This window comes from Jannaschia sp. GRR-S6-38 (assembly GCF_029853695.1).
GTDB classification, from domain to species: domain Bacteria; phylum Pseudomonadota; class Alphaproteobacteria; order Rhodobacterales; family Rhodobacteraceae; genus Jannaschia; species Jannaschia ovalis.
This window is the reverse complement of record NZ_CP122537.1, coordinates 1,521,596-1,547,850: the sequence shown is the minus strand read 5'-3', so window position 1 is coordinate 1,547,850 and position 26,255 is coordinate 1,521,596. Positions and strand designations below refer to the sequence as shown.

General features: G+C 69.4%; 24 protein-coding genes. 16 read left to right on the top strand and 8 right to left on the bottom strand.

Annotated elements, in window-relative coordinates:
• Positions 1 to 4 precede the first annotated feature (4 nt).
• Both P8627_RS08090 and paaZ read right to left on the bottom strand, forming a co-directional pair.
• The gene (locus P8627_RS08090) at positions 5 to 709 is read right to left on the bottom strand and encodes a PaaX family transcriptional regulator C-terminal domain-containing protein (RefSeq protein ID WP_279967272.1); all 705 of its coding nucleotides are present in this window, start codon (positions 707 to 709) and stop codon (positions 5 to 7) included.
• Positions 706 to 2,730 (bottom strand): phenylacetic acid degradation bifunctional protein PaaZ, encoded by a 2,025-nt coding sequence (paaZ, locus tag P8627_RS08085; RefSeq protein WP_279967271.1) that lies wholly within the window; start codon positions 2,728 to 2,730, stop codon positions 706 to 708. Before paaZ ends, P8627_RS08090 begins: the two co-directional genes overlap by 4 nt.
• An 80-nt stretch (positions 2,731 to 2,810) precedes the next feature.
• On the opposite strand from paaZ, the gene paaI reads away from it, so the two are divergent.
• Both paaI and paaK read left to right on the top strand, forming a co-directional pair.
• On the top strand, positions 2,811 to 3,242 hold the full coding sequence (gene paaI, locus P8627_RS08080; RefSeq protein ID WP_279967425.1) for a hydroxyphenylacetyl-CoA thioesterase PaaI: 432 nt from the start codon (positions 2,811 to 2,813) through the stop codon (positions 3,240 to 3,242).
• Positions 3,239 to 4,534 carry a phenylacetate--CoA ligase PaaK gene (paaK, locus tag P8627_RS08075; RefSeq protein WP_279967270.1) on the top strand — a complete coding sequence of 432 codons (1,296 nt, stop codon included), beginning with the start codon at positions 3,239 to 3,241 and terminating at the stop codon, positions 4,532 to 4,534. The genes paaI and paaK overlap by 4 nt, the downstream gene beginning before the upstream one ends.
• Before the next feature lie 36 nt (positions 4,535 to 4,570).
• Here the strand turns inward: paaK and P8627_RS08070 are convergent, their stop codons facing one another.
• Genes P8627_RS08070 through paaA form a run of 5 tightly spaced genes read right to left on the bottom strand, consistent with a single transcriptional unit; the run spans position 4,571 to position 8,103 of the window.
• Positions 4,571 to 5,626, bottom strand: a complete 1,056-nt coding sequence (locus P8627_RS08070) for a 2Fe-2S iron-sulfur cluster-binding protein (protein ID WP_279967269.1) — start codon at positions 5,624 to 5,626, stop codon at positions 4,571 to 4,573.
• Positions 5,626 to 6,087 carry a 1,2-phenylacetyl-CoA epoxidase subunit PaaD gene (gene paaD, locus P8627_RS08065; protein WP_279967267.1) on the bottom strand — a complete coding sequence of 154 codons (462 nt, stop codon included), beginning with the start codon at positions 6,085 to 6,087 and terminating at the stop codon, positions 5,626 to 5,628. Before paaD ends, P8627_RS08070 begins: the two co-directional genes overlap by 1 nt.
• On the bottom strand, positions 6,081 to 6,803 hold the full coding sequence (gene paaC / locus P8627_RS08060) for a 1,2-phenylacetyl-CoA epoxidase subunit PaaC (RefSeq protein ID WP_279967423.1): 723 nt from the start codon (positions 6,801 to 6,803) through the stop codon (positions 6,081 to 6,083). Before paaC ends, paaD begins: the two co-directional genes overlap by 7 nt.
• 26 nt (positions 6,804 to 6,829) lie before the next feature.
• Positions 6,830 to 7,132: a 1,2-phenylacetyl-CoA epoxidase subunit PaaB gene (gene paaB / locus P8627_RS08055; protein WP_279967266.1), complete on the bottom strand. Its 303-nt coding sequence runs from the start codon at positions 7,130 to 7,132 to the stop codon at positions 6,830 to 6,832.
• Positions 7,129 to 8,103, bottom strand: coding sequence for a 1,2-phenylacetyl-CoA epoxidase subunit PaaA (gene paaA, locus P8627_RS08050; RefSeq protein ID WP_279967265.1), 975 nt, complete (start codon positions 8,101 to 8,103; stop codon positions 7,129 to 7,131). Before paaA ends, paaB begins: the two co-directional genes overlap by 4 nt.
• Positions 8,104 to 8,332: 229 nt before the next feature.
• On the opposite strand from paaA, the gene P8627_RS08045 reads away from it, so the two are divergent.
• The 14 genes from P8627_RS08045 to P8627_RS07980 all read left to right on the top strand — a co-directional run bounded on the left by P8627_RS08045 (position 8,333) and on the right by P8627_RS07980 (position 23,177).
• Complete coding sequence (locus P8627_RS08045) at positions 8,333 to 9,907, top strand: ABC transporter substrate-binding protein (protein WP_279967264.1); 1,575 nt, start codon at positions 8,333 to 8,335, stop codon at positions 9,905 to 9,907.
• A gap of 137 nt (positions 9,908 to 10,044) precedes the next feature.
• Positions 10,045 to 11,088, top strand: coding sequence for a PAS domain-containing protein (locus P8627_RS08040; protein ID WP_279967263.1), 1,044 nt, complete (start codon positions 10,045 to 10,047; stop codon positions 11,086 to 11,088).
• Between the two features lie 198 nt (positions 11,089 to 11,286).
• Entirely contained in the window at positions 11,287 to 12,837 is a 1,551-nt protein-coding gene (locus tag P8627_RS08035) for an ABC transporter substrate-binding protein (RefSeq protein WP_279967261.1), read from the top strand.
• A 113-nt stretch (positions 12,838 to 12,950) separates the two neighbouring features.
• Positions 12,951 to 13,928 carry an ABC transporter permease gene (locus tag P8627_RS08030; protein ID WP_279967260.1) on the top strand — a complete coding sequence of 326 codons (978 nt, stop codon included), beginning with the start codon at positions 12,951 to 12,953 and terminating at the stop codon, positions 13,926 to 13,928.
• Positions 13,925 to 14,914: an ABC transporter permease gene (locus P8627_RS08025; RefSeq protein WP_279967259.1), complete on the top strand. Its 990-nt coding sequence runs from the start codon at positions 13,925 to 13,927 to the stop codon at positions 14,912 to 14,914. The genes P8627_RS08030 and P8627_RS08025 overlap by 4 nt, the downstream gene beginning before the upstream one ends.
• A complete protein-coding gene (locus tag P8627_RS08020; protein WP_279967258.1) occupies positions 14,911 to 15,906 on the top strand; it encodes an ABC transporter ATP-binding protein in 996 nt (331 codons plus the stop codon). The genes P8627_RS08025 and P8627_RS08020 overlap by 4 nt, the downstream gene beginning before the upstream one ends.
• The gene (locus P8627_RS08015; RefSeq protein WP_279967257.1) at positions 15,903 to 16,889 is read left to right on the top strand and encodes an ABC transporter ATP-binding protein; all 987 of its coding nucleotides are present in this window, start codon (positions 15,903 to 15,905) and stop codon (positions 16,887 to 16,889) included. The genes P8627_RS08020 and P8627_RS08015 overlap by 4 nt, the downstream gene beginning before the upstream one ends.
• Positions 16,890 to 16,956: 67 nt before the next feature.
• Entirely contained in the window at positions 16,957 to 18,375 is a 1,419-nt protein-coding gene (locus P8627_RS08010; RefSeq protein WP_279967256.1) for a mannose-1-phosphate guanylyltransferase/mannose-6-phosphate isomerase, read from the top strand.
• A gap of 55 nt (positions 18,376 to 18,430) precedes the next feature.
• Complete coding sequence (locus P8627_RS08005; protein WP_279967255.1) at positions 18,431 to 18,667, top strand: Lrp/AsnC ligand binding domain-containing protein; 237 nt, start codon at positions 18,431 to 18,433, stop codon at positions 18,665 to 18,667.
• A 34-nt stretch (positions 18,668 to 18,701) separates the two neighbouring features.
• Positions 18,702 to 19,835, top strand: coding sequence for an ABC transporter substrate-binding protein (locus tag P8627_RS08000; protein WP_279967254.1), 1,134 nt, complete (start codon positions 18,702 to 18,704; stop codon positions 19,833 to 19,835).
• A gap of 40 nt (positions 19,836 to 19,875) precedes the next feature.
• Positions 19,876 to 20,787 carry a branched-chain amino acid ABC transporter permease gene (locus P8627_RS07995; protein WP_279967253.1) on the top strand — a complete coding sequence of 304 codons (912 nt, stop codon included), beginning with the start codon at positions 19,876 to 19,878 and terminating at the stop codon, positions 20,785 to 20,787.
• Positions 20,784 to 21,761, top strand: a complete 978-nt coding sequence (locus tag P8627_RS07990; RefSeq protein WP_279967252.1) for a branched-chain amino acid ABC transporter permease — start codon at positions 20,784 to 20,786, stop codon at positions 21,759 to 21,761. Before P8627_RS07995 ends, P8627_RS07990 begins: the two co-directional genes overlap by 4 nt.
• Positions 21,754 to 22,494: an ABC transporter ATP-binding protein gene (locus P8627_RS07985; protein ID WP_279967251.1), complete on the top strand. Its 741-nt coding sequence runs from the start codon at positions 21,754 to 21,756 to the stop codon at positions 22,492 to 22,494. The genes P8627_RS07990 and P8627_RS07985 overlap by 8 nt, the downstream gene beginning before the upstream one ends.
• Positions 22,491 to 23,177 (top strand): ABC transporter ATP-binding protein, encoded by a 687-nt coding sequence (locus tag P8627_RS07980; protein ID WP_279967250.1) that lies wholly within the window; start codon positions 22,491 to 22,493, stop codon positions 23,175 to 23,177. Before P8627_RS07985 ends, P8627_RS07980 begins: the two co-directional genes overlap by 4 nt.
• 78 nt (positions 23,178 to 23,255) lie before the next feature.
• Here the strand turns inward: P8627_RS07980 and P8627_RS07975 are convergent, their stop codons facing one another.
• Positions 23,256 to 26,180 (bottom strand): L-glutamate gamma-semialdehyde dehydrogenase, encoded by a 2,925-nt coding sequence (locus P8627_RS07975; protein WP_279967249.1) that lies wholly within the window; start codon positions 26,178 to 26,180, stop codon positions 23,256 to 23,258.
• Between the last annotated feature and the right edge of the window lie 75 nt (positions 26,181 to 26,255).

The window sequence follows — 26,255 nt, the reverse complement described above, 5'->3', positions numbered from 1 at the left end:
GGCTCTAACGCGGGGAAATCCGCGCGATCTCGGGGCGGGGCAGGCGGGCCAGCAGGTCGGCCACCTCGGCGCGGCAGGCGTCGCCCTGCCATTCCGGCGGAAAGGCCCAGCCCGGCAGGTCGGAGGCCCGCAACAGGATCCTTCGCCAGTCATGGACGATGACCGTGCGCAGCGCCGCGATTTGGGCGGGCGACAGCGCGACGGGGTCGAGCAGCGGGCCCGCGCGCCGCAGCGCCTGGGCCAGGTCCCGCGATGCGTCGCACAATTCGGGCGGCGCGCTCTGAGCGCGCAGCCAGTCCGGGGGCGGCCGGTCGACGGGCAGGGCGAAGCCTTCGCCCCGGGCCGACAGATGGACCCGCGGCTCCGTCCCGTCCGGCGAGAGGACCAGCCAGCAGGCGTCGGGGGCGTCGGTCGCGTAGATGCGCCGCCCTGCGGCGCGGCTTTCGGCCCGGGCGCTGGGCGTCAGGGCATGTGTGGTCGTCCGGCCGGTCCGGGTGCTTTCGATCCAGCCGTCGCGGCGCAGCCGGTGTAGCGCCGTGCGCAGCGCTTCGGGCCGGATTTCGAGCTCGGCGCCAATCGCACGCAGGGTCGCGCCGTCGAGCCCCGCGCCCGGGCCTTGGGCAAGATCGCCGAAAATGGTGACGAGTACCGACCAGACCCGCCGCGGCGCCGCCCGGTCGCGGAGCAGGTCGAGCGCGGCCCGGCTCACGCCCGGTCGCCGCGCGCGACCATGGTCAGAAGCTCGTAGGTGGCCACGGCATCCCCCGCCGCGTCGGCCACCGTCACGTCCCAGCGCACCTCGCCGTATTCGTCGTTGCGAGGTGTCTTGTCCTTGACGGTCAGGGTCGCGTGGATCGCGGTGCCGGGCGCGACGGGTTTCAGAAAGCGCAGCGCGTCGAGGCCGGTATTGGCGAGGACGGGCCCTTCATCCGGATCCACGAACAGCCCGGCGGCGAAGCTGAGGAGCAGGTAGCCATGGGCGACGCGGCCCGGGAAGAACGGGTTCCGCGCGGCGGCGGCGTCATCCATGTGCGCGTAGAACCGGTCGCCGGTGAATTCGGCGAAATGGGTGATGTCCTCGGATGTGATCACACGTGGCACGGTGGTGATCGTCTCGCCCGGCTGCAGCTCCTCGAAGTAGCGCCGGAAGGGGTGCGTCGGTCCGGAATGCGTCTCTGAACCGGGGAAAAACCGGCCCGTCACGCCGGAGAGGTGGTCCGGACTGCCCTGAACGGCCACGCGCTGCATGTGGTGCAGGACTCCCCGGATCCCGCCCTGCTCCTCGCCGCCGCCGGCGCGCCCGGGGCCGCCATGGATCATGTGCGGCATCGGCGCACCGTGACCCGTGCTGGCCGCCATCGAGCTGCGATCGTTGAGATAGATGCGCCCGTGCCACGCCCCCATCCCCTCGACCGCCTGTCGGGCGATCTCGGGATCGTGGGTGATCACGGACGCGACCAGGCTGCCTTCACCGCGATTGGCCAGCGCGACAGCGTGGTCCATGTCGCGATAGGGCAGGACGGTCGAGATCGGGCCGAACGCCTCGGTGGCGTGCACGGCCCGCGCGCCGTCGGGATCGGCGCAATGCAGCAGGATCGGCGGCAGGAAGGCCCCCGCCCCGTCCACGGCATCCGGATCGCCGCAGATCCGCCCGGTCTCGCCCGCGAGCGCATCGAGCTTCGCCAGCACGTCGTCGCGCTGCGCCTTCGAAACCAGCGCCCCCATCCGCGTCCCGGGGTCGCGCGGATCGCCGATATGGACCGCGCCCAACTTGGCCGAAAGGGCCTCGATCAGTGTCTTCGCATGGGGTTCGGGCACGAGGATGCGTCGGATCGCAGTGCATTTCTGTCCCGCTTTCGTCGTCATCTCGCGCGTCACCTCGCGCAGGAACAGATCCCATTCCGGGCTGTCCGGTCCGGCGTCGGGGCCGAGGATCGAGGCGTTCAGGCTGTCTTGTTCGGCCGTGAAGCGCACGGCGTGGCGCAGCAGGCCCGGATGGCCCCGCAGCTTCAGCGCCGTGGCGGCCGAGCCGGTGAAGCCCAGCGTGTCCTGCGGGCCGAGCCGGTCCAAAAGGTCGCCCACCCCGCCCGCGATCAGCTGCAGCGCACCCGCCGGCAGGAGGCCAGAGTCCAGCATCATTCGGACGCAGGCCTCGGTCACCTGGCAGGTCTGGGTCGCGGGTTTCACGATCGACGGCATCCCGGCCAGGAAGGCGGGCGCGAATTTCTCGAGCATGCCCCAGACGGGGAAGTTGTAGGCGTTGATCTGGACCGCCGCGCCCCGCAGCGGCACGCAGACATGTTGGCCGATGAAGCTGCCGTCGCGGGACAGGGCCTCGGGCCCGCCGTCGCGGTAGAGGCGCGCGTCCGGCATCTCGCGGCGGCCCTTCGAGGCGTAGACGAAGAGCGTCCCGATGCCGCCATCGATGTCGAAGAGATGGTCCTTGGCCGTGGCGCCGGTGGCGAAGGACAGCTCGTAGAGCGGGTCCTTCCGCTCCGACAGGTGCAGCGCCAGCGCCTTCAGGATCCGGGCACGGTCGTGGAAGGTGAGCGCGCGCAGCGCCGGCCCGCCCAGCTGCCGCGCGTGATCCAGCGCTGCCTGCATGTCGAGCGTGGCGTCGCCGGCGCGCGCGACCGGCGCGTCCGTCGCGGCATCCGTGATCACGAAAGCGTCGCGCCCCGGGGGCACCCAGCGCCCGGCGATGAAACTTCCGACCTCGATCAGCGACATGGGCAGTCTCCCTGCGCGGCAGATTGACCGGCCCCGCCGATCCCGGCAAGCCTGTGCGGGGGAGGAAACGCATGACCGACATGACGCCCGACGCGCGCGCCCGCCGTGCCGCCGACGCGATGTGGGCTGACGATGCGGCCAGCCGCTGGCTGGGCATGGAACTGGTCGCGGTGTCCGAGGGCGCGGCGACCCTGCGCCTGGCGGTGGGGGCGCATCACTGCAACGGCCACGGCACCTGCCATGGGGGCGTGATCTTCGCGCTGGCCGACAGCGCCTTCGCCTTCGCCTGCAATTCGCGCAACCAGGCCACCGTGGCGCAGCACGCCGCGGTGACCTTCACCGCGCCCGGCCGCGCGGGCGACGTGCTGACCGCCGAGGCCCGCGAGGTGACGCTGGCCGGGCGGTCGGGCGTCTATGACGTGCGGGTCACCGACCAGGGCGGCGCGGTCGTGGCGGAGTTTCGCGGGTTGTCGCGCGCCGTGCCCGGCCAGCTGTTCGAGGAGGAGAGATGAAGGACCTGACGCCGGACCCTGCGACGCTGGACCCGATCGAGACCGCGCCGCGGGCCGAGCTGGAAAAACTCCAGCTTCAGAGACTGAAACAGACCCTGGAACGGGTCTACGAGGCCGTCCCGACCTATCGCCGGAAATTCGACGCGGCGGGGGTGACGCCCGACGATCTGCGCGCGTTGGGCGACCTCGCCCGGTTTCCCTTCACCACCAAGGAGGACCTGCGCGCGGCCTATCCGTTCGGCATGTTCGCCGTCCCGCGCGAGCGGATCCGGCGCGTCCACGCCTCCTCGGGCACGACGGGCAAGCCGACCGTCGTGGGCTACACGGCCGGGGATATCGAGATCTGGGCCGATCTGGTGGCGCGCTGCCTGCGCGCGGCCGGCGTGCGGCGCGGCGACATCGTGCACAACGCCTATGGCTACGGGCTGTTCACCGGCGGGCTCGGCGCCCATTACGGGATCGAGAAGCTGGGCGCGACGGTCATCCCGATGTCCGGCGGCCAGACCGCGCGCCAGGTCCAGCTGATCGAGGATTTCCGGCCCAAGGCGATCATGGTGACGCCCAGCTACATGCTCAACATCCTCGAGGAATATGTCCGCCAGGGCCTCGACCCCCGCGCCTGCCCGCTGGAGGTGGGCATCTTCGGGGCCGAGCCCTGGACGCCGGCCATGCGCGCCGAGATCGAGGCGGCTTTCGACATGCACGCGGTCGATATCTACGGCCTGTCCGAAGTGATGGGGCCCGGGGTCGCGCAGGAAGCGGTCGACACGAAGGATGGTCTGCATATCTGGGAGGATCACTTCCTGCCCGAGATCGTGGATCCGGAGACCGGCGAGCCGCGTCCCGACGGAACCGAGGGCGAGCTGGTCTTCACCACGCTCACCAAGGAAGGGATGCCGGTGATCCGCTACCGCACGCGCGATCTGACCACGCTGATGCCCGGCACGGCGCGGACGCATCGGCGGATGGCCAAGGTCACGGGGCGCAGCGACGACATGATCATCCTGCGCGGCGTCAACGTCTTCCCCACCCAGATCGAGGAGCGGGTGCTGGCCACCCCCGGGCTCGCGCCGTATTTCCAGATCGAGCTGATCCGCGAAGGCCCGCGCGACGTGATGCGCGTCCATGTCGAGGGTCTGCCCGACGCGGATGGCGCGGCCTGCGGGCCGGTGCTGGAGCGGTCGATCAAGGAGATGGTGGGGGTCAGCTGCGCCGTATTGGTCGCCGCGCCCGGCGGGGTCGAGCGCAGCCAGGGCAAGGCCCGCCGCGTGGTGGACAAGCGCGGGGCGTGAGGCCGGGATTCAGGCTCTGACAAAGGGGGTTTCGCGTCAGTGGCCGGTGTAATACTCGACCGCGACATCGTCTGTCAGCGGGTAGGACTGGCAGGAGAGGACGTAGCCGGCTTCGACCTCGTAATCTTCAAGCGCGTGGTTCTGGATCATCTCGACCTCGCCCCGCGTCACCTTGCATATGCAGGTCGAGCAGACGCCCGCCTTGCAGGCATAGGGCGCGTCGATCCCGGCGGCGAGCGCGGCTTCGAGGATCGACTGGTCGCGCTCCATCTCGACGGTCTCGGTCGCGCCTTCCAGCGTGATGGCGGCCCGGGTGGGCTTGGCCTCGGCCTTCCGGCCCGCGCGCTGGGGCAGGCGGCCGGTCTGGGAGCCGGCGAAAAGTTCGAAATGGATGGCCTCTCTCGGCAGGCCGTGTGTCTCTAACCCGGCGGAAATCACCTTCATCAACGGCTCGGGACCGCAGATGAAGGCCTCGTCCACCGTGTCGATCCGGATCCATTGCGCGAACAGCGCGTCGAGCTTCTCGGCGTCGATCCGGCCGGTGAAGAGGTCGATATCCTGCGCGTCCTGGCCCAGCACGTGGACGATGGCGAGGCGGGCGAGATTGCGCGACTTCAGGTCGTCCAGCTCCTCGCGGAACATGATCGCGTTCACGGCGCGATTGGCATAGACCAGCGTCGCCTTCGATCGCGGCTCCAAGGCCAGGACGGTCTTCAGGATCGACAGGATCGGCGTGATGCCGGAGCCGGCGGCGAAGAAGAGGTTATGCTTCGCGGCATCGGGCGCGATGGCGCTGTGGAAGCGCCCCATCGGCGGCAGGGCCTGCAGCGTGTCGCCCACGGACAATTCCGCATTCGCCCAGGTCGAGAAGGCGCCGCCCTCGACCCGCTTGACGGCGACCTGCAGGGGCTCGCCCGGCGCGGCGCAGATCGAATAGGAGCGGCGCAGCTCGGTCCCGTCGAACGTGCGGCGCAGGGTCAGGTACTGGCCCTGGACCCAGTCGAACCCGTCGGGCGCGTCGAAGGTGATCACCACGGCATCCCGGGTCGTGTGGCGCAGATCGGTCACGGTGAGGTCGTGGAAGCGGGCCATCAGATGCACTTGAAATAATCGAAGGGTTCCAGGCAGTCGCCGCAGCGCCATTGCGCCTTGCAGGGCGTCGAGCCGTATTGGCTGACCCGCGACAGGTTCGTGCCGCCGCAGCGCGGGCAGGCCTCGGGTCCGCCGGCGGGCGAGGGCGGGGCGATGCCGTATTCCAGCAGTTTCGCGCGGCCCTTCTCGGACAGCCAGTCGGTGGTCCAGGGCGGGGCGATCTGCGTCTCTATCACGGGGCTTTCGATGCCATGGTCGCGCAAGGCGGCGTCGATCTGCATCGTGATCACACTCGTCGCGGGGCAGCCGGAATAGGTCGGCGTGACTGCCACGTGCAGCCGGTCGCCTTGCCAGCGCACGTCGCGCACGATGCCCAGATCGACGACGGAGATCACCGGGATCTCGGGGTCCGGCACAGCATCGAGCCAGTCCCAGATCTGCGCGGTGGACGGTCTTACCACGTCGCCCCCGGATAGGCGCGCTGCAGCCACTGCATCTCGGTCAGCATGTGGCCCAGATGCTCGGAATGGCGCTTGCCGCTGCGCCCGCCGCTCTGGGCCGCCTGGCTTTCCGGGCGGGTCAGGGTGGCTTCGGCGAGCAGCGCGTCCACGGCGGCGTCCCAATCCGCGCGCAATTCGGACGGACGCGGCGCGATTCCGGCCGCGGCCAGCGCCTCGTCGGTCGCATCGCTCTCGAACATCTCGGCCACATAGGGCCAGAGCCGGTCCAGCGCGGCCTGCATCCGCGCGTGACTCTCCTCGGTTCCATCGCCGAGGCCCACGACCAGCTCGGCCGAGCGTTCGGCGTGGTAGCGCACCTCCTTGACGGCCTTGGCGGCGATCCCGGCGATGGTGGCATCCCCGGATGCGGTCAGCCGTTCGAGCATGAGGAGGTGCCAGCGGTCAAACAGGAAGCTGCGCGCGAGCGTCTGGGCGAAATCGCGGTTCGGCTGTTCGACCAGCAGGAGGTTCCGGAAGTCCCACGCGTCGCGCAGCATGGCGAGGTCGTCCTCGGACCGGCCCTTGCCCTCGACCTGGCCGGCATAGGCCAGCCACATCCGCGTCTGGCCGATCAGGTCGAGCGCGGTGTTGGCGAGCGCGATGTCTTCTTCCAGCGCGGGGGCGTGGCCGCACCATTCCGAGATACGATGGCCCAGCAGCAGCGTGCTGTCGCCCATGCGCGTCAGGAAGGTGAACAGATCGCTCACATCGCCCCCACGTCGTCGGGAATGTCGAAGAAGGTCGGGTGACGATAGGTCTTGTCGTCGGCGGGGTCGAACATCGGCCCTTTGTCGGAGGGGTTCGAGGCGGTGATCGCGGCCGAGGGCACGACCCAGATCGAGGTGCCTTCGTGGCGGCGCGTGTAGACGTCGCGCGCGTTGAGCATCGCCGTCTTCGCGTCGGGCGCGTGCAGCGAGCCGACATGGCGATGGCTCATCCCGTGCTTGCCGCGGATGAACACCTCCCAGAGCGGCCATTCGCGGGCGGAGAGCGCCGGCCCGGTCATTCCGCCGCGACCTTCGCCGCGCGCTTCTTCGCGGCATGTGCCATCAGCCCGTCGCGTACCCAGCGGCCCTCGTCCCAGGCGCGGTTCCGGGCCTCCAGACGTTCGGCGTTGCAGGGGCCGTTGCCCTTGATGACCTCGAAGAACTCGGACCAGTCGGGCTGGGTGAAGTCGTAGCCGCCCTTCTCCTCGTTCCAGCGCAGGTCGGGATCGGGGACCGTCAGCCCGAGATATTCGGCCTGCGGCACGGTCTGGTCGACGAATTTCTGCCGCAGCTCGTCATTGGTGTTCATCTTGATCCGCCACGCCATCGACTGCGCGGAATGGACCGAGTCCTTGTCGGACGGGCCGAACATCATCAGCGACGGGTACCAGAACCGGTCCAGCGCATCCTGCGCCATGCGGCGCTGCGCCTCGGTGCCGTTGGCCATCTTCATCATGATGTCGAAGCCCTGCCGCTGGTGGAAGGATTCCTCCTTGCAGATGCGAACCATGGCGCGGGCATAGGGGCCGTAGGAGGTGCGCTGCAGCGGTACCTGGTTCATGATCGCGGCACCGTCGACCAACCAGCCGACCGCGCCCATATCGGCCCAGGTCAGGGTCGGGTAATTGAAGATCGACGAGTATTTCATCCGGCCATCGAGCAGCATCTCGGTCAGCTCGTCGCGGCTGACGCCCAGCGTCTCGGCGGCGCAGTAGAGATAGAGACCGTGCCCCGCCTCGTCCTGCACCTTGGCGAGCAGGATCGCCTTGCGCTCGAGCGTGGGCGCGCGGGTGATCCAGTTGCCCTCGGGCAATTGGCCCACGATCTCGGAATGGGCATGCTGGCCGATCTGGCGGATCAGCGTCTTGCGGTAGCCCTCGGGCATCCAGTCCTTCGGCTCGATCTTCTCGCCCCGGTCGATGCGCGCCTGGAAGGCGGCGGCCTTGGGGCTGTTATCGGCGGTCTCGGACTTCACCATCTGGGCGTACATGCGCGGACTCCGGAATGCAGGGGACAAAAACACAATACGCGCCGCGCGGGCCCGCGTCCAGAAATACGTTACAAGATCGTGTGGCCCGGCGGATTTCTGTAACATGACATTCGGCGTCGTATGGCCCCGATGCGCCCTGTCGCCATCCCCTTGTGTTTCCCCGACAAGGATGGTCGTCTCCGCGCCATCAAGCCCCCGAGGAGGGGTGTGAAACAACCGGGAGACCAAGATGCTACGCACGACCACCGCCATCCTGACCCTTGCGCTGACCGCCGGCGCCGCCAGCGCCGAGACGCTGCGCTGGGCCCGCGCGGGCGACAGCCTGACGCTCGATCCGCATGCCCAGAACGAGGGCCCGACCCACACGCTGGCGCATCAGATCTACGAGCCGCTGATCATCCGCGACCAGACCGGCGCCTTCGAGCCGGCGCTGGCCACCGACTGGGCGCCGAGCGCCGAGGACCCGAACATCTGGGTCTTCAACCTGCGCCAGGGCGTGACCTTCCACGACGGGGCCGCCTTCACCGCGGAGGACGTCGTGTTCAGCTTCGAGCGCGCGAAGTCCGAGACCTCGGCGATGAAGGAGCTGCTGACCTCGATCACCGAGGTGCGGGCGGTCGACGATCACACGGTCGAATTCGTCACCGACGGGCCGAACCCGATCCTGCCCAACAACTTCACCAACCTGTTCATGATGGACAAGGATTGGGCCGAGGCGAATGACGTGGTCGCCGTGCAGGACATCGCCAACGGCCAGACCACCTTCGCCGCGACCAACGCGAACGGCACGGGCCCCTACACGCTCGTCTCGCGCGAGCCCGACGTGCGCACGGTGCTGGACGCCAATCCCGATTACTGGGGCGTGGGCCAGTTCCCGCTGGAGGTGACGCGGATCGAGTACATGCCCATCCAGAACGCCGCGACCCGCGTCGCCGCGCTTCTGTCGGGCGAGGTCGACTTCATTCAGGACGTGCCGGTGCAGGACCTGAGCCGCGTGGCCGATACCGAGAACCTGGTGATCAAGACCGCGCCGCAGAACCGGACGATCTTCTTCGGCATGAATTCGGGCGCGGACGATATCGAGCGTGACGATGTCGAAGGGGCCAACCCGCTGGCGGATGTGCGCGTGCGCCAGGCGATGAACATGGCGCTCAACCGCGGGGCCATCCAGCAGGTCGTGATGCGCGGCCAAGCGCAGCCGACCGGCGTCATCATGCCGCCCTTCGTCAATGGCTGGACGCCCGAGCTCGACGCGCTGCCCGAAGGCGACATGACCGCCGCGCAAGCGCTGATGGCCGAGGCGGGCTATGGCGACGGCTTCACCATCCAGCTGGATTGCCCGAACGACCGCTACGTCAACGACGAGGCGATCTGCCAGGCGGCCGTCGGCATGCTGGGCCAGATCGGCGTGAACGTGAACCTGAACGCGCAGCCCAAGGCGCAACACTTCCCGCTGATCCAGAACGGCACGACCGATTTCTACATGCTGGGCTGGGGCGTGCCGACCTATGACAGCGAGTACATCTTCAACTTCCTCGCCCATACCAAGGACGGCGAGCGCGGATCGTGGAACGCGACCGGCTTCTCGGATGCGGACACGGATGCGAAGATCAAGTCGCTGGCCTCGGAGACTGATCTGGAGGTGCGCAACGCCACCATCGCCGAGATCTGGGACACGGTGCAGGACCAGACGCTGTACCTGCCGATCCACCACCAGGTGCTGAACTGGGGCATGACGGAAGCCGTCGGCACCGAGGTCTCGCCGGAGGACGATCCGAAGTTCAAGCATTTCTCGATGAACTGATCTTCGCTGCCAAGCGATCGTGAAAGGGCCCCGGCGGGGCCCTTTCTTTTTTCGTGAATGCGCTTTTCGCGCCGGCCCCGATTGAAGCCGCCCGCCCGGGTGCGTATTTTGACATCGCGACCGGAGATCACGAGACCATGGACGGAAAGATCGACCTGAACGGCACGGCGATGACGCCTCCCGGGGACCTGCCCGCGGCCCTGTCGGCGCAGTCCGTGGGCGCATTTCCCTTCTCGCTGGTCCTGACCGACCCGCGGCAGGAGGATCATCCGATCGTCTACGTGAATCCGGCCTTCACCCGGACGACCGGCTACCAGCCCGAAGAGGTCGTCGGCCGCAATTGCCGCTTCATGCAGGGGCCCGGGACGCAGCCGCAGGCGCGGGCCGCGATCCGCCGCGCGCTGGAGGCGGGGGAAGCCTGCACGGTGGATATCCAGAATTACCGTGCGGACGGGACGGCCTTTCCGAACCGCCTGATGCTCAGCCCGCTGCGCGACGAGAACGGCGAAATCGTCTATTTCCTCGGCGTCCAGAGCGACACGACCGCGGATGTCGGCACGGCCGGCGAGGCCCGCGAGATGCGCGAGCGGCTGCGCGAGTTACAGCATCGCGTGAAGAACCATCTCGCCATGATCCTGTCGATGATCCGGGTCGAGGCGCGCAACCGCGCGCCGGAAGAGGTCGCGCCCCGCCTCACGCGGCGCATCGGGGCGCTGGCGACGCTCTACGAGGCCTTCTCGAATGCCGATGACGGCGCGATCGACAGCGTGTCGGCGGAAAGCTTCCTCGGGAGGGTGGTCGAGGCGCTGCACAAGATCGACGACCGCGATGACATCGAGATCGCGCAGGATATCGCGCCCGTCCTGCTGAAGATGGAGGTGGCGGACCGCCTGGCGCTTTTCCTGTCCGAGGTGCTGACCAACGCGCTGCAGCACGGCATGAAGGACCGCGCGACGGGGCGGATCACGGTCGGCCTCTCCGCCGAGGGGGACCGGGGCACGCTCGTCGTCGAGGATGACGGCAATGGGCTGGGCGAGACGGAATGGCCGGGCTCCGCCTCGGTCGGCAGCCGGATCACCGAGGATCTCGTGTCGCGTCTGGACGGGCGGCTGAAGGTCGAAACCGGCGAATGGGGCACCCGGGTGTCGCTGGCCTTCCCGCTGAACCCTGCCGCGGACTGAGCGTTAACGTTGCCCGTCGAAGCGGCGCGCGACCTCTTCCAGAATTTCGATCCGAGTCCTTGCGCGGTGATCCTGCCCAGCACGCCTGTCTGCGCGCCGCCCCCTGACAGTCGTCCCGAAGCGCTTTGGGTGGAAGCCGTGATTTGACTCCCGCCACGCTGGCGTCATGCTTCGGTCTCCAGCAAGGAGGAGATTGCAATGAGACCGATCCTGACGGCGATGGCCCTGTCCGTCGCGCTGCCCGCGGGGGCGGCCGAACTGCGCTACGCCTCCACCACCGATCCGAACACGCTGGACCCGAATGCGGGCAATTCCGCCCCGGTCTTCAGCCTGCTGGGCAATGTCTACGAAGGCCTGGTCCGGCGCGGCCGCGACATGAGCATCGAGCCCGCGCTCGCCACCGCCTGGGAGCCGATCGGCGACGGCGCCGGCTGGCGCTTCACGCTGCGCGAGGGCGTGACCTTTCACGACGGCCAGGCCTTCACCGCCGAGGACGTGATCTTCAGCTACGAGCGCGCCGCGTCGGAGCAGTCGGACACGTCGAGCTGGTTCGCGGGCGTGACCGAGGTCGTCGCCATCGACGATACCACCGTCGAGATCCTGACCGAGATGCCGAACCCCATCTTCGTCGACGGGATCGCGAACTGGATGATGCTGGACAGCGGCTGGGCCCTCGAGAACGGCGCCGAGCGGCCGAACATCGAGCAGGGCAATTACGCCACGCTGAACGCCAGCGGCACCGGGCCCTATCGCGTGACCGAACGCCAGCCGGGCCTGCGCACGGTGTTGGAGGCCTATGACGGCTGGTGGGGCGAGGATCGCGGCAACGTCACGCGCGCCGTGTTCCAGCCGGTACAGAACTCCTCCACCGCCGTGGCGGCGCTCCTGTCGGGCGAGCTGGACCTGATCGAGCCCGTGCCGGTTCAGGACGCCGCGCGGGTCGAACAGGCCGAGGGCGTCGATGTCGTCCGCGGGATCGAGGCGCGCGTCATCATGCTGGGCTTCCCGCATGATGCGGAGGGCCTGATCACCGGCGGCGAGGGCAACCCCTTCACCGACGCCCGCGTCCGGCAGGCGGTGGCCCATGCGGTTAATGTGCCCGCGATCCTGCAGACCGTGATGCGCGGCTCGGCCGAGCCGGTGGCCCAGCTGGTGGGCGCAGGCATGCGCGGCTACACCGAAGGGCTGGACCGGCCCGAATACGACCCCGACCGCGCCCGCGCCTTGCTGGCCGAGGCGGGCTATCCGGATGGCTTCCGCTTCAGCCTGAAATGCCCCAACGACCGCTACCTGAACGACGAGGCCGTCTGCACCGCGATCACCGGGATGCTGGCGCAGGTCGGGCTGGAGCCGCTGCTGGAGACCATGCCGGTCGCCAATTACTGGCCGACGCTGCGGGCCGACGATCACGACATGTATCTTCTGGGCTGGTCGCCCGGCACCTTCGATGCCGAGCATCCGATCCGCTTCCTGCTGGCCACGCCGAACGAGGAGGCGAAGCTGGGCTCGTGGAATTTCGGCGGCTACTCGAATGACCGGATCGATACGCTCCTGCCGCAGGTCCAGTCCGAGATCGACGATGCGGCGCGCCAGGCGATGCTGGACGAGATCGCGCAGATCCAGCTCGACGACGCGGCCTATGTGCCGCTTTACGTCCAGCCGCTGATCTGGGGCGTGAAGGACGGGGTCGAGGTCGTGCAGCGGCCCGACAATTTCGTGAACCTGCGCTGGATCGAAGTCGCGGAGTGACGAACCCGTGGGGGGGCGGGCCCCGGCCCGGCCCCCCGAACCGACGGGCATCGCCCGTCTCCCGAGGGACGCTGAGCGCTTGACCCTCCGCGCGCGAGAGAGGAGACGGGGGCATGCTCGCCTATATCATCCGCCGCGTCCTGCAATCCGTCGTCGTCCTTCTGGCGGTGGGCCTCGTCGCGTTCTCCATGTTCCGCTTCGTCGGTGACCCGATCGAGAACCTGCTGGGACAGGAGCGGACGGTGCAGGACGTGGAGCGGTTGCGCGAGGCGCTGGGGCTGAACGAGCCCTTCATCGTGCAATACGCCACCTTCCTCGGCCGCGCGGTGCAGGGTGATTTCGGCATTTCCTACCGCCAGGCCCGCCCCGTCGCCGAGATCATCGCCGAGCGCGCGCCCGCCACGCTGGAACTGGCCGCGGTCTCGGGCCTTCTCGCCGTATCGCTGGGGATCGGGCTGGGCGTCTTCACCGCGATCCGCCGCGACGGCTGGGCGGCGAACCTGATCATGTCGACCTCGCTCATCGGGGTCAGCCTGCCGACCTTCCTGATCGGGATCCTGCTGATCTACGTCTTCGGCGTCCAACTCAGGTGGCTGCCCACCTTCGGACGCGGCGAGGTGGTCCAGCTCGGCTGGTGGTCGACCGGGCTTCTGACCGAGAGCGGGCTGAAATCGCTGATCCTGCCCGCGATCACGCTGGGCCTCTACCAGATGACGCTGATCATGCGGCTGGTCCGCTCCGAGATGCTGGAGGTGCTGCGCCAGGATTACATCCGATTTGCCCGCGCGCGCGGGCTGGCCGCGAAATCGGTCAATTTCCGCCACGCGCTGAAGAACACCATGGTGCCCGTGATCACGGTGACCGGCCTGCAACTCGGCGCGATCATCGCCTTCGCCATCATCACCGAGACGGTCTTCCAGTGGCCGGGCGTGGGGCTCTTGTTCATCAACGCCGTCCAGTTCGTCGATATCCCGGTGATGGCGGCCTACCTGATGCTGATCTCGGTGATGTTCGTGATGATCAACCTGCTGGTCGACATCCTTTACGTCTGGGTCGATCCGCGGCTTCGCATCGACGGGAGGCACGTATGAGCGATCTGCCCGACGCCGCCCGCCAGGGCCCGAAGCCGACCGAACGGCTGGAGGGCGCGGAAATCGTCCGCGCCTCGCGCTGGAAGGCCGCCTGGGACAGCGACCTGGCCTACAGCTTCCGACGCTCGCCCGTGGCGATGATCGCGGCGCTGGTGACGCTGATCCTGGTGCTGTCGGCGGTCTTCGCGCCGCTGATCGCGACGACGAACCCGTTCGACCCGTCCAGCCTGAACCTGATGAACGGCTTCACGCCCCCAGGCGAGGCCAATGCCTTCACCGGCGAAAGCTTCTGGCTCGGCACCGACGATCAGGGCCGCGACGTGTTCTCGACCATTCTCTACGGCTTGCGGATCAGTCTCTTCGTGGGCGTCATGGCGGTGATGTTCGCGATGGTTCTGGGCGTCTTGCTGGGCCTGGTCGCGGGCTATGCGGGCGGCTGGGCCGAGACCATCGTGATGCGCGTGGCCGATGTGCAGCTGACCTTCCCGTCGATCCTGGTGGCGATGCTGATCTTCGGCGTGGCCCGCGGCGTGATCCCGATCGAGTATCGCGACCAGATGGCGATCTGGGTGCTGATCCTGGCGATCGGCCTGTCCGACTGGGTGCAATTCGCCCGCGTCGTGCGCGGCGCCACGCTGGTCGAGAAGAACAAGGAATACGTCCAGGCCGCGCGGCTGATCGGCCGGTCGTCGGGGGCGATCATGCTGCGGCACATCCTGCCCAACGTAATGTCGCCGGTCCTGGTGATCGCGACGATCTCACTGGCGCTGGCGATCATCGCCGAGGCGACGCTCAGCTTCCTCGGCGTCGGCGCGCCGCCCACCCAGCCGAGCCTTGGCACGCTGATCCGCATCGGCCAGGATTTCCTGTTCTCGGGCGAATGGTGGATCCTGTTCTTCCCCGCCGTGACCCTTTTGGCGCTGGCCCTCTCGGTGAACCTCTTGGGCGACTGGCTGCGCGATGCGCTGAACCCGAGGCTGCGATGACCACCCCCGTTCTCGAACTCCGCGACCTGACGGTCGACATTCCCACCCGTCACGGCGTGCTGCGGCCGGTGGACAGCGTCTCTTGGGCGATCGACGCGGGCGAGATCCTGGGCGTGGTCGGCGAGTCCGGGGCGGGCAAGTCGATGACCGGCAACGCGGTGATCCGGCTGCTCGATCCGCCGGCGCATATCTCGGGCGGCGAGGTGCTGCTGGAGGGGGTGCGGATCGACAACGTGTCGCCCGCCGAGATGCGCCGTATCCGGGGCAAGCGGATCGGGATGGTGTTCCAGGACCCGCTCACTTCGCTCAACCCGCTCCTGACCATCGGGGACCAGCTCACCGAGACGATCCAGCGCCATCTCGACGTCACCACCGAGGAGGCGAGGAAGCGCGCCGTGCGCGGCCTCGACGAGGTCGGGATCCCCGCGGCGAAGGACCGGCTCGGCGCCTATCCGCACGAGTTCTCGGGGGGCATGCGGCAGCGGGTGGTGATCGCGCTGGCGCTCTGCGCCGAGCCCACGCTGCTGATCGCGGACGAGCCGACGACGGCGCTCGACGTGTCGGTGCAGGCGCAGATCACGGCGCTGCTGAAGCGGCTGTGCCGCGAGCGGGGGATGGCCGCGATGCTGGTCACCCACGACATGGGCGTGATCGCTGAGACCGCGGACCGCGTCGCGGTGATGTATGCCGGCCGGCTGGCCGAGATCGGGCCGGTCAGCCAGATCATCGCGCAGCCGCGCCATCCCTATACCGACGGGCTGATGGCCTCGACGCCCGCCGCGTCGGCCGGGCACGCGCGGCTGCGCCAGATCCCGGGCGCCATGCCCCGGCTCGGGCGCCTGCCCGACGGTTGCGCCTTCTCGCCCCGCTGCCCGCGCGCCGAGGCGAAGTGCCGCCACGATCCGCGTCCGAAAGTGGGCGAGGCCGATGCGCGCGCAGCCTGCTGGTTCCCGATCGAAGCCGGGCCCGACACGAAGGACTCCGCCGCATGAGCCTCGTCAGCATCAAGAACCTGACCCGCGTCTTCGACGTCTCGAAGCCGTGGCTGAACCGCGTGATCGAGCGTCTGCCCAAGCGGATGCTGACCGCCGTCAGCGATGTCAGCTTCGAGATCCCGGCCCGCACGACTTATGCGCTGGTGGGCGAGAGCGGCTCGGGCAAATCGACCATCGGCAAGATGGTGGTGGGCCTGCTGCGGCCCAGCGAGGGCACGGTCGAGATCGAGGGCATCGACCTCTTCGCCGAGACCGATCCCGCGAAGATCGAGCGCGTGCGCTCCGACATCCAGATGATCTTCCAGGACCCGTTCGCCTCGCTCAACCCGCGCTGGCGTGTCCGTGACATCATCACCGAGCCGGTCACCGCCCGGGGCGGTTCGGCCGAGGGCCTGGCCGAGCGCCTGCTGGAGCAGGTGGGCCTATCGGCCGAGGATGCAGCGAAGTACCCCCACCAATTCTCGGGCGGGCAGCGGCAGCGGCTCTGCGTGGCCCGCGCGCTCGCATCCGAGCCCAAGCTGATCGTCTGCGACGAGCCGACCTCGGCGCTCGACGTCTCGGTGCAGGCGCAGGTTCTGAACCTGATGAGCGACCTGAAGGATCAGCACGGGCTGACCTACCTGTTCATCAGCCACGACCTGACCGTGGTGCGGCATATGGCCGACACGATCGGCGTCCTCTACCTGGGCCGCCTCGTCGAGGAGGCGCCGCCCGAGGTGCTGTTCACCCGTCCCGCGCATCCCTATACGGCCATGCTGATCGACGCCGCCCCGCGCCTCGACGCCTTCGGGCGCGAGGTGATCCCGCCCGAGGGCGAGATCCCCGATCCGATCGACCCGCCCAAAGGCTGCGCCTTCCATCCGCGCTGTCCACTGGCGACCGGGATCTGCAAGTCCGAACGCCCGAAGCTGGAGCCCTTCGGTCCCGGGCGCGTGGCCTGCCACCATGCCGGCCAGATCGAACTGACCAGCGCAGCCTGACCCGCTCCGGTTGACAGCCGCGCCCCGCCCCCGGAGACCTGTCGCACCCCAATGGCGAGGCGCCCGCATGGCCGAGACCAGCGATATCCATCCCGTGATCCTCTGCGGCGGGTCGGGCACCCGGCTCTGGCCGCTGTCGCGCCGGTCGCGCCCCAAGCAATTCGCGGATCTGCTGGGCGACGAGACTCTGTTCCAGGCGTCGATCCGGCGCGTCGCGGCCAAGGGTTTCGCCGCGCCGATGGTGGTGACGGCCGATGATTACCGCTTCGTGGTCACCGAGCAGCTGGATGAGATCGGCGTGACGCCCCGCGCGGTGGTGATCGAACCCGCGGCGCGCAACACCGCCCCCGCGATCCTGGCCGCGGCCCGGCTGGTCGCCGCGCGGGACCCCGAGGCGGTGATGCTGGTGCTGCCTTCGGACCACGCGATCCCCGATGCCGCCGCCTTCCGCGCCGCCGTGGCCGAGGGGCTGGCCGCCGCGCGGGACGGGCGCCTCGTCACCTTCGGCATCCGCCCCGACCGCCCCGAGACGGGCTACGGCTATCTCGAGCTGGCGCCGGGCGGCGGCGACGGCGCGCAGCCGCTGCGCGGCTTCGTGGAGAAGCCCGATGCCGAGCGGGCCGCGGTGATGCTGGCCGAGGGGCACTACCTCTGGAACGCGGGCATCTTCCTGTTCCGCGCCGATGCCGTTCTGGCCGCCTTTGCGGCGCATTGCCCGGACCTCGTCGAACCCGTCGCGGGTGCGGTCGACGCCGCCGAGCCCGACCTGTCCTTCCTGCGGCTCGACGCCGCGGCCTGGTCGGGCGCGCGGGACATCTCGATCGACCACGCCGTGATGGAAAAGGCCGAGAACCTGTCGGTCGTGCCGTTCGCCGGCGCCTGGTCGGATCTCGGCGACTGGCAGGCGCTCTGGCGCGTCGATGGCGGTGGGACGGTGACGCATGGCGACGTGGTCGCCATCGATTGCGCGGGAAGCCTGCTTCGGGCCGAGCGGGAGGGGCAGGTCCTGGTCGGCATCGGCCTGACCGACATCGTCGCCGTCTCGATGGGGGACGCGGTGCTGATCGCCGACCGCAACCGCGCGCAGGATGTGAAGCTGGCCGTCGACCGTCTGAAGGCCGAGGGCCTGCCGCAGGCCCATCAGCACCCGATCGACTATCGTCCCTGGGGCTACTTCGAGAGCCTCGCGCAGGGCGACCGCTTCCAGGTCAAGCGCATCACCGTGAAGCCGGGCCAGTCGCTCAGCCTGCAGAGCCATCACCACCGCTCCGAGCACTGGATCGTGGTGCAGGGGACGGCCCGGGTCACCATCGACGACGCCGTGCATCTCGTCTCCGAGAACCAGTCCGTCTACATCCCGCTGGGCGCCGTCCACCGGATGGAGAATCCCGGCAAGCTCGACATGGTCCTGATCGAGGTCCAGACCGGATCGTATCTCGGCGAGGACGACATCACGCGATACGAGGATGTCTACGCCCGGAAATGACTGGTCATTCGGCGCCTCGCCTGCTGAAACTGGCATCCAGACCCGAGGAGAGCCGATGCATTGCGTCTTCGTCCAGATCCGCTGCCGTCCCGGCACGACCTATGCCGTGGCCGATGCCATCGTACTCCGGGAGATCCATTCCGAGCTCTATTCGACCTCCGGCGAGTTCGACCTGCTGATGAAGCTCTACATCCCGGAGGGCGCGGATACGGGCCGCTTCATCAACGACAACCTGCTGGATATCGACGGCATCGAGCGGACCTTCACGACGATCACGTTCAACACGTTTTGACGACCAGAAAAGACGACCCAAGAGGGAGAGGGACATGAAGACGATAGTAGCGGCGGCGCTGACCGCGCTCCTGGCCGTGCCGGCCCAGGCGGATGCGCATGATCCGCTGAAGGTGGGCATGATCACCACGCTGTCGGGCGGCGGTGCGGGGCTCGGCATCGACGTGCGCGACGGGTTCCTTCTGGCGGTGCAGGGCCGCGAGGATATCGAGGTCGTGGTCGAGGACGACCAGCGCAAGCCCGATATCGCGGTGCAGCTTTCGGACAAGCTGATCCAGTCCGAGCAGGTCGACGTGCTGACCGGGATCATCTTCTCGAACCTCGCACTGGCCGTGGTTCCCGGCGCGGTGGCGCAGGGCAAGTTCTATCTCTCGCCCAATGCGGGCCCCTCGCAGCTCGCCGGGCGCGGCTGCCACGAGAATTACTTCAACGTGGCCTGGCAGAACGATAACCTGCACGAGGCGGCGGGCGCCCATGCCAACGACGCGGGCTATTCCAACAGCTTCATTCTGGCTCCGAACTACCCCGCCGGGCAGGACGCGCTTACCGGCTACAAGCGCTTCTACGAGGGCGAGCTCGCGGGGGAGCTCTTCACCGAGCTGGGCCAGACCGATTACGCCTCCGAGCTGGCGCAGATCCGGGCGTCGGGCGCGGATTCGGTGTTCTTCTTCCTGCCGGGCGGCATGGGGATCAGCTTCTTGAAGCAATTCGCCGATAGCGGGATCGACCTGCCGGTGATCGGTCCGGCCTTCAGCTTCGACCAGGGCATCCTGCAGGCGGTGGGCGACGCGGCGCTGGGCGTGGCGAACACGTCGCAATGGTCGAAGGACCTCGACAACCCCGCCAACCGCGCCTTCGTCGAGGCCTTCCAGGCCGAGTACGGGCGGCTCCCCTCGCTCTATGCGAGCCAGGGCTACGACACGGGAAAGCTGCTGCTGAGCGCGATGGATGTGGCGAGCGTCGACGATCCCGACGCGTTCCGCGCCGCGCTGGAGATGGCCGATTTCGACAGCACCCGCGGCGACTTCGCCTTCAACTCGAACCACCACCCGATCCAGGACATCTATGTCCGCGAGGTGGTGCGCGAGGGCGACGTGCTGACCAACCGCGTGATCGGCACCGCGATGGAGAACCGGGGCGACGCCTACGCCTCCGAGTGCCAGTTCTGATCCGAACCGCCCCGGCGCCGCGCCGGGGCGGGTTTCGCCGATGACCGCGATCCTCCACGTCGAGCAGGTCCTCAACGGCCTGCAACTGGGCGTGATGCTGTTCCTCATGGCGGCCGGCCTGACGCTGGTCTTCGGCGTGATGGGGCTGATCAACCTCGCCCATGGCTCGCTCTACATGGTCGGGGCCTTCGCCGCCGCCGCGGTGGCCGGGGCGACCGGATCCTTCTTGCTCGGCCTTGCGGCGGCGCTGGCGGCGGCCGCGGCGGCGGGGGCGCTGGTGGAGCTGACGGTGATCCGGCGGCTTTATGCGCGCGATCATCTCGATCAGGTGCTGGCCACCTTCGCGCTGATCCTGATCTTCAGCGAGGGCACGCGCTGGCTTTTCGGGTCGTTCCCGCTGTTCCTCGAGATCCCGTCCTGGGCGGCGGGCCCGGTCGACCTGCCGGGCGGCATTGCCTACCCGCGCTACAGGCTGTTCCTGATCGCCGTCGGCTTGGGCGTCGCGGCCGCGCTCTTCTGGCTGATCCGGCGCACGCGGCTCGGCATCCGGATCCGCGCGGGCGAGGCCGACCGCGAGATGATCGCCGCCCTCGGCGTCGATATCGGCAAGCTCTACACGCTGGTCTTCGCGCTGGGCGCGGCGCTCGCCGGGCTGGCCGGCGCGCTGGTGGGCGCGATCCAGTCGGTGCAGGTCGGCATGGGCGAGCCGGTCCTGATCCTGGCCTTCGTGGTGATCGTGATCGGCGGCATCGGCTCGATCGAGGGGGCGCTGGTCGGCGCGCTGCTGGTCGGGCTGACCGACACGCTGGGCGGGCTGCTTCTGCCGGCGGCGCTGCGGCTGGTGACCGATGCGTCGGCGGCGGCGACGATCGGCTCGGCGCTGGGGTCGATGGCGATCTACGTGCTGATGGCGGGCGTCCTGTTCTGGCGGCCCCGGGGGCTCTTCGGATGAGCCGCGATGCGCTCGTCACCCTCGCCTTGATGGGCGGGCTGGGCGCGGTCGCGCTGGGCGCCTGGGCGCTGGGCGCGCCCTTCACCATCACGCTGGCCACCCGCGTCGCGATCCTGGCGCTGGCGGCGACGGGGCTGAACCTTGCGCTGGGGCAAGGCGGGCTGGTCAGCCTTGGCCACGCGGCCTTCTTCGGGATCGGCGGCTACGCAATGGGCGTGCTTGCCAGCCACGCGCAGGTCTACGACCCGATCTTCACCTGGCCCTTCCTGTTCGAGGGTAGCACCTCGATGCCGCTGATCTGGCTGGTCGCCATCCTCGCCTCCGCGCTGGTGGCGCTGGCCATCGGCTGGGTCTCGCTGCGCACGGGCGGTGTCTATTTCATCATGATCACCTTGGCCTTCGGGCAGATGTTCTACTATTTCGCGATCTCTTGGCCGGCCTATGGCGGCGAGGACGGGCTCTCGATCTACGTCCGCAACGGCTTTCCGGGCCTCGACACGCTCGACCCGATCCAGTTCTTCGCGCTCTGCTTCGCGATCCTCGCGCTGGCGATCTGGGGATCGGCGCGGCTGGCGGGCTCGGGCTTCGGGCTCGCGCTCAACGCGGCGCGGCAATCGGAGGCGCGGGTGCGGGCGGCGGGGCTCGACCCGATGCGCCTGCGGCTCTGGGCCTTCGTGATCTCGGGCGCGATCACCGGGCTGGCGGGCGCGCTCTTCGCCGATCTCAACCGCTTTGTCTCGCCCACCATGTTCGCCTGGCAGATGTCGGGCGAGATCATCGTGCTGGTCATCCTGGGCGGTGTCGCGCGGCTGGGCGGGCCGGTGGCCGGGGCCGCGCTTTTCGTGACGCTGGAGCATTGGCTGGGCGGGTTGTCCGAATACTGGCAGGTCTTCCTCGGGCTGCTCCTGCTCGGGATCGTGCTCTTTGCGCGCGGCGGGATCGTCGGCGCGCTGACGGGGCGGGTCCGTGGCTGAGCCGGTGCTGGAGGCGCGCGGCCTGACCAAGCGCTTCGGCGCCCTGGTCGCCAGCCGGGACGTGTCGCTGGACCTGCGCCCGGGCGAGATCCACGCGGTGATCGGGCCGAATGGCGCGGGCAAGTCCACGTTGATCGCGCAGCTCTGCGGCCAGATCGCGCCGGATGCCGGGTCGGTCCACCTGGACGGAACCGACGTCACCGGCTGGTCGGTCGAGCGGCGCGCCCGGGCGGGGATCGCGCGGACCTTTCAGGTCTCGGCGCTCGCGACCGAGGACACGGTGCTCCAGAACGCCATGCTGGCCGCCCTGCGCGGCGCGCGGCCGGGCTTCTGGCGCGCCATTCTGCGCGACCGAACGCTGCGCGAGCGGGCCGAGGCGGCGCTGGCGCGGGTCGGGCTGGACGCGCCGGAGACGCGCGTCGCCGCGCTCAGCCACGGACAGCGGCGGCAGCTCGAGGTGGCGATGGCGCTGGCGCTGGCGCCGCGGGCCTTCGTGATGGACGAGCCGATGGCCGGCTTGGGCGGCGAGGGGACGCGCGCGCTGACGGCCCTCCTCGACGGGCTGCGCGGCGAGGCGCCGATCCTGCTGGTCGAGCATGACATGGACGCCGTCTTCGCGCTGGCCGACCGGGTGTCGGTCATGGTCGAGGGCGCGGTGATCGCCACGGGACCGGTCGCCGCAATCCGCGCCGATGCCGCGGTGCGCGCGGCCTATCTGGGAGAGGACGCGTGATCCTGCTTTCGGTCGACGGGCTGCGCGCCTGCTATGGCGCGGCGGAGGCGCTCTCCGGGGTGTCGCTCGATGTGGGCGAGGGCGAGGTGGTGGCGCTGATGGGCCGCAACGGCATGGGCAAGACCACGACGATCCGCGCGATCTGCCGGATGATGCCGAGCGCGGGGCGGATCGTCTTCGCCGGCCGCGACCTGACGCGGCTGCCCTCGCACCGGGCGGCGCGGCTCGGGATCGGGCTGGTGCCCGAGGGACGGCGCTGCTTCGGGCCGCTCACCGTGGCCGAGAACCTGGCCGCCGCGGCGCGGCCGGGGCCCTGGGACGCCGGGCGCGTGGCCGGGCTGTTCCCGCGGCTGGGCGAGCGGATGGGGCAGCTGGCCGCGACGCTGTCGGGCGGGGAGCAGCAGATGCTGGCCATCGGGCGGGCGCTCGCGACCAATCCGCGGCTCCTGATCCTCGACGAGGCGACCGAGGGCCTAGCCCCGCTGGTGCGCGCCGAGATCCGCACGGCGATCCGGCGGCTCAAGGCCGAGACCGGGCTCGCCATCCTGATCGTCGACAAGTCGCTGGCCGAGCTGCGCGAGGTCGCGGATCGCGCGGTGATCTTGGAGCGGGGCCGCGACGTCTGGGACGGGCCGCTCCATACCCTCGATCCCGCGACGGCGGACCGGCTCCTGGGCGTGTGAGGCCGGGGGGGCTTCACGCCCCCGGACCCCCGTGAGGTATTTTCGGCCAGAGGAAGGACCGGTGCCCCGGGCGCCGGCCTAGCCCTCCTCCATCGCCATCAGCGTGGCGTTGCCGCCGGCCGCGGTGGTGTCCGTCGAGACGACCCGTTCCTCGACGAAACGCTGCAGGTAGAGCGGCCCGCCCGCCTTCGGACCCGTGCCCGACATGCCGCGCCCGCCGAAGGGCTGGCTGCCGACGATAGCGCCGATCTGATTGCGGTTGACGTAAACATTGCCCGCGCCGATGCGGCCCGTGACCTTGGCGATCGTGGCGTCGATGCGCGAATGCAGCCCGAAGGTCAGGCCGTAGCCGGTCGCCTCGATCTCGTCGAGAACGGTGTCCAGCTTGCCTGCGGCGAAGCGCTTGACGTGCAGGACCGGGCCGAAGACCTCGCGGTCGAGCGTCTGGCCCGTCGCGAGCTCGATGATCGTGGGCGGCATGAACAGCCCCTCGGGCGCCGTGCCCTGCCAGCGGACGCGGTGCCCCGCGACATGGGCCTGCAGCCGCGCGAGCGCGTCGGCGTCGATCACCGGCCCGACATCCGTTGCCGGGTCGCCCGGATCGCCGATCCGGAGCGTCGCCGCCGCGCCCTCGATCATCTCAAGCATCCGGTCGGCCACGTCCTGCTGGAGATAGAGGATGCGGCAGGCCGAACAGCGCTGCCCGGCGGAACGGAAGGCCGACATCACCACGTCGTCGGCCACCTGCTCGGGCAGGGCGGTGGCATCGGCGATCATCGCGTTGATGCCGCCGGTTTCGGCGATCAGCGGGACGATGGGGCCGTCCTTTTCGGCGAGCGCGCGGTTGATGGCCTTCGCGGTTGCGGTCGAGCCGGTGAAGGCCACGCCGGCCACCGCCGGGTGCGCGACCAGCGCCTGGCCCAGTTCGGTCCCGCCGGGGGCGAGGACCAGGGCGTCCTCGGGCACGCCGGCCTCGTGCAGGATCGCGACGGCCTGTGCCGCGATCCGCGGGGTCTGGGGCGCCGGCTTGGCGACCACGGCATTGCCCGCCGCCAGCGCCGCCGCCGTTTGCCCGAGGAAGATCGCGAGCGGGAAGTTCCAGGGCGCGACGGTCAGGAAGACACCCCGGCCGCGCACCGTCCAGGCATTGCGCTCGCCCGTGGGGCCGGGCAGCACGCGCGGCTGGCACAGCGCCTCGGCCTCGTCGGCGTAGTAGCGCAGGAAATCGACCGCCTCGCGGATCTCGGCGATGCCGTCGTCGATGGTTTTGCCGGCCTCGCGCGTCAGCGTGGCCATCAGGGGCGCGCGCCGCGCCTCCAGAAGATCCGCGGCGCGGCGCAGGGCGCGGGCGCGGTCGGCCACCGGGGTGTCGCGCCAGGCCGGGAAGGCGTGGGCGGCGCGGGTCATCGCGGCCTCGGCGGTGATCTCCTTGGGTGCGGAAGCGACCGGCGCGGCCGCCATCTCCGAGACGAGCGCATCGAGATGCGCCCGCGCGCCCCATTCGAGCCCCTTCGAATTCGCGCGCGGGCGGAACAGCTGGTCGGGCATCGGGATGCTCGGATGGCGCGGCACGGTCTTCAGGTCGTCGGGCTGGGCCAGTACGTCTGCGACCGGGACGGCCTTGTCGGCGGCCTGCGCGACGAAACTGGTCGAGGCGCCGTTCTCCAGCAGGCGTCGAACGAGATAGGCCAGCAGGTCGCGATGCCCGCCCACGGGTGCGTAGATGCGGCAGGGCACGCCCGAGATCCGGGCGGCGGCGTCGTGCAGTGCCTCGCCCATCCCGTGCAGGCGCTGGAATTCGTAGAACTTGTCGTCGCCCGCCATCTCGACGATCCGCGCGATGCTGAGCGCGTTGTGGGTGGCGAATTGCGGATAGAGATGCGGCCGCAGCTCCAGCATCCGCTCGGCGCAGGCGAGGAAATTAAGGTCGGTCAGCGCCTTGCGGGTGAAGACCGGGTAGTCCGCATGGCCGTCGACCTGGCTGTGCTTGATCTCGGTGTCCCAATAGGCGCCTTTGACCAGCCGGACCATCATCGTCTGGCCGTGCTTGCGGGCCAACGCGCCGATGCGGTCGATCACGGGCAGCGCGCGCTTGCCATAGGCCTGGATGGCGAGGCCGAAGCCGTTCCAGTCGCGCAGCCGGTCGTCGCCGAAGGCGGCTTCCAGCACGTCGAGCGACAGCTCCAGCCGCTCCTGCTCCTCGGCATCGACGGTGAAGTTCAGGTCGAAGGATTTCGCCTTCGCGGCGAGATCGGCCAGCACGGGCGTCAGCTCGGCCAGCACGGCGTCGCGGTTGCGGGGCGCGTAATGGGGATGCAGCGCCGACAGCTTGACCGAGATCCCGGGCCGGTTCGGCAGCGCCTTGTTGCCCGCTCGGCGGCCGATCACCTCGATCGCATCGGCATAGGCGCGGGCGTAGCGGCGGGCGTCGTCCCAGGTCCGCGCGCCCTCGCCCAGCATGTCGTAGGAGTAGAGCCCGCCCTTCGCCTCGCGCTTGGCGGCGCGGTCGATCGCGTCCTCGATGGTCTCGCCCAGCACGAATTGGTGGCCCATGAAGCGCATCGCCTGCCGCACGCCCTGCCGCACGGCCGGGGCGCCGATGCGCCGGCTGAGCTGGGTCAGGACGCCCGGCACGGTGTCGTTAGGGCGCAGGAGCTGTTTGGTCATCCCCATGCCCCAGGTCGCCGCTGAGACGAGCCACGCCTCGGACGCGCCGTGCCCGTCCCAGTCGCCCTGACCGATCTTGTCGGCGATGAGTTTGTCCTGCGTCTCGGCGTCGGGCACCCGCAGCAGCGCCTCGGCCATGGCCATCAGCGCGAGCCCCTCGCGCGTCGACAGGTCGTAGTCGCGCAGGAAATCCTCGAGCCCGCCGATCCGCGTCTGCGCGGCGCGCATCTTGCCGATCAAATCGGCCGCGGTCCTTTCCGCCTTGGGCGGTGTCTCGGCATAGGGCAGCAGCTTGGGCAGAAGCGTTTCGTCGGCGGGGGCATAGGCGAGGGACATGGCGGAACTCCCGGCAGGAAGGATGATGGCGGATGATAGCGCGGAGAGGCCTTGCGCGTCTCGCGGAAATCATCG

What these genes read in the sequence shown, in the direction of transcription:
- paaC (WP_279967423.1), bottom strand. Translation starts at nt 6,803, where the DNA reads ATGGGCGACAGCACGCTGCTGCTGGGCCATCGTATCTCGGAATGGTGC.
- P8627_RS08005 (WP_279967255.1), top strand. Translation starts at nt 18,431, where the DNA reads ATGCATTGCGTCTTCGTCCAGATCCGCTGCCGTCCCGGCACGACCTAT.
- paaA (WP_279967265.1), bottom strand. Translation starts at nt 8,103, where the DNA reads ATGTACGCCCAGATGGTGAAGTCCGAGACCGCCGATAACAGCCCCAAG.
- P8627_RS08040 (WP_279967263.1), top strand. Translation starts at nt 10,045, where the DNA reads ATGGACGGAAAGATCGACCTGAACGGCACGGCGATGACGCCTCCCGGG.
- P8627_RS08000 (WP_279967254.1), top strand. Translation starts at nt 18,702, where the DNA reads ATGAAGACGATAGTAGCGGCGGCGCTGACCGCGCTCCTGGCCGTGCCG.
- P8627_RS08015 (WP_279967257.1), top strand. Translation starts at nt 15,903, where the DNA reads ATGAGCCTCGTCAGCATCAAGAACCTGACCCGCGTCTTCGACGTCTCG.
- paaI (WP_279967425.1), top strand. Translation starts at nt 2,811, where the DNA reads ATGACGCCCGACGCGCGCGCCCGCCGTGCCGCCGACGCGATGTGGGCT.
- P8627_RS08020 (WP_279967258.1), top strand. Translation starts at nt 14,911, where the DNA reads ATGACCACCCCCGTTCTCGAACTCCGCGACCTGACGGTCGACATTCCC.
- P8627_RS08010 (WP_279967256.1), top strand. Translation starts at nt 16,957, where the DNA reads ATGGCCGAGACCAGCGATATCCATCCCGTGATCCTCTGCGGCGGGTCG.
- P8627_RS08025 (WP_279967259.1), top strand. Translation starts at nt 13,925, where the DNA reads ATGAGCGATCTGCCCGACGCCGCCCGCCAGGGCCCGAAGCCGACCGAA.
- P8627_RS08035 (WP_279967261.1), top strand. Translation starts at nt 11,287, where the DNA reads ATGAGACCGATCCTGACGGCGATGGCCCTGTCCGTCGCGCTGCCCGCG.
- P8627_RS07975 (WP_279967249.1), bottom strand. Translation starts at nt 26,180, where the DNA reads ATGTCCCTCGCCTATGCCCCCGCCGACGAAACGCTTCTGCCCAAGCTG.
- P8627_RS07990 (WP_279967252.1), top strand. Translation starts at nt 20,784, where the DNA reads ATGAGCCGCGATGCGCTCGTCACCCTCGCCTTGATGGGCGGGCTGGGC.
- paaK (WP_279967270.1), top strand. Translation starts at nt 3,239, where the DNA reads ATGAAGGACCTGACGCCGGACCCTGCGACGCTGGACCCGATCGAGACC.
- paaZ (WP_279967271.1), bottom strand. Translation starts at nt 2,730, where the DNA reads ATGTCGCTGATCGAGGTCGGAAGTTTCATCGCCGGGCGCTGGGTGCCC.
- P8627_RS08070 (WP_279967269.1), bottom strand. Translation starts at nt 5,626, where the DNA reads ATGGCCCGCTTCCACGACCTCACCGTGACCGATCTGCGCCACACGACC.
- P8627_RS07995 (WP_279967253.1), top strand. Translation starts at nt 19,876, where the DNA reads ATGACCGCGATCCTCCACGTCGAGCAGGTCCTCAACGGCCTGCAACTG.
- P8627_RS08045 (WP_279967264.1), top strand. Translation starts at nt 8,333, where the DNA reads ATGCTACGCACGACCACCGCCATCCTGACCCTTGCGCTGACCGCCGGC.
- paaB (WP_279967266.1), bottom strand. Translation starts at nt 7,132, where the DNA reads ATGACCGGGCCGGCGCTCTCCGCCCGCGAATGGCCGCTCTGGGAGGTG.
- P8627_RS08030 (WP_279967260.1), top strand. Translation starts at nt 12,951, where the DNA reads ATGCTCGCCTATATCATCCGCCGCGTCCTGCAATCCGTCGTCGTCCTT.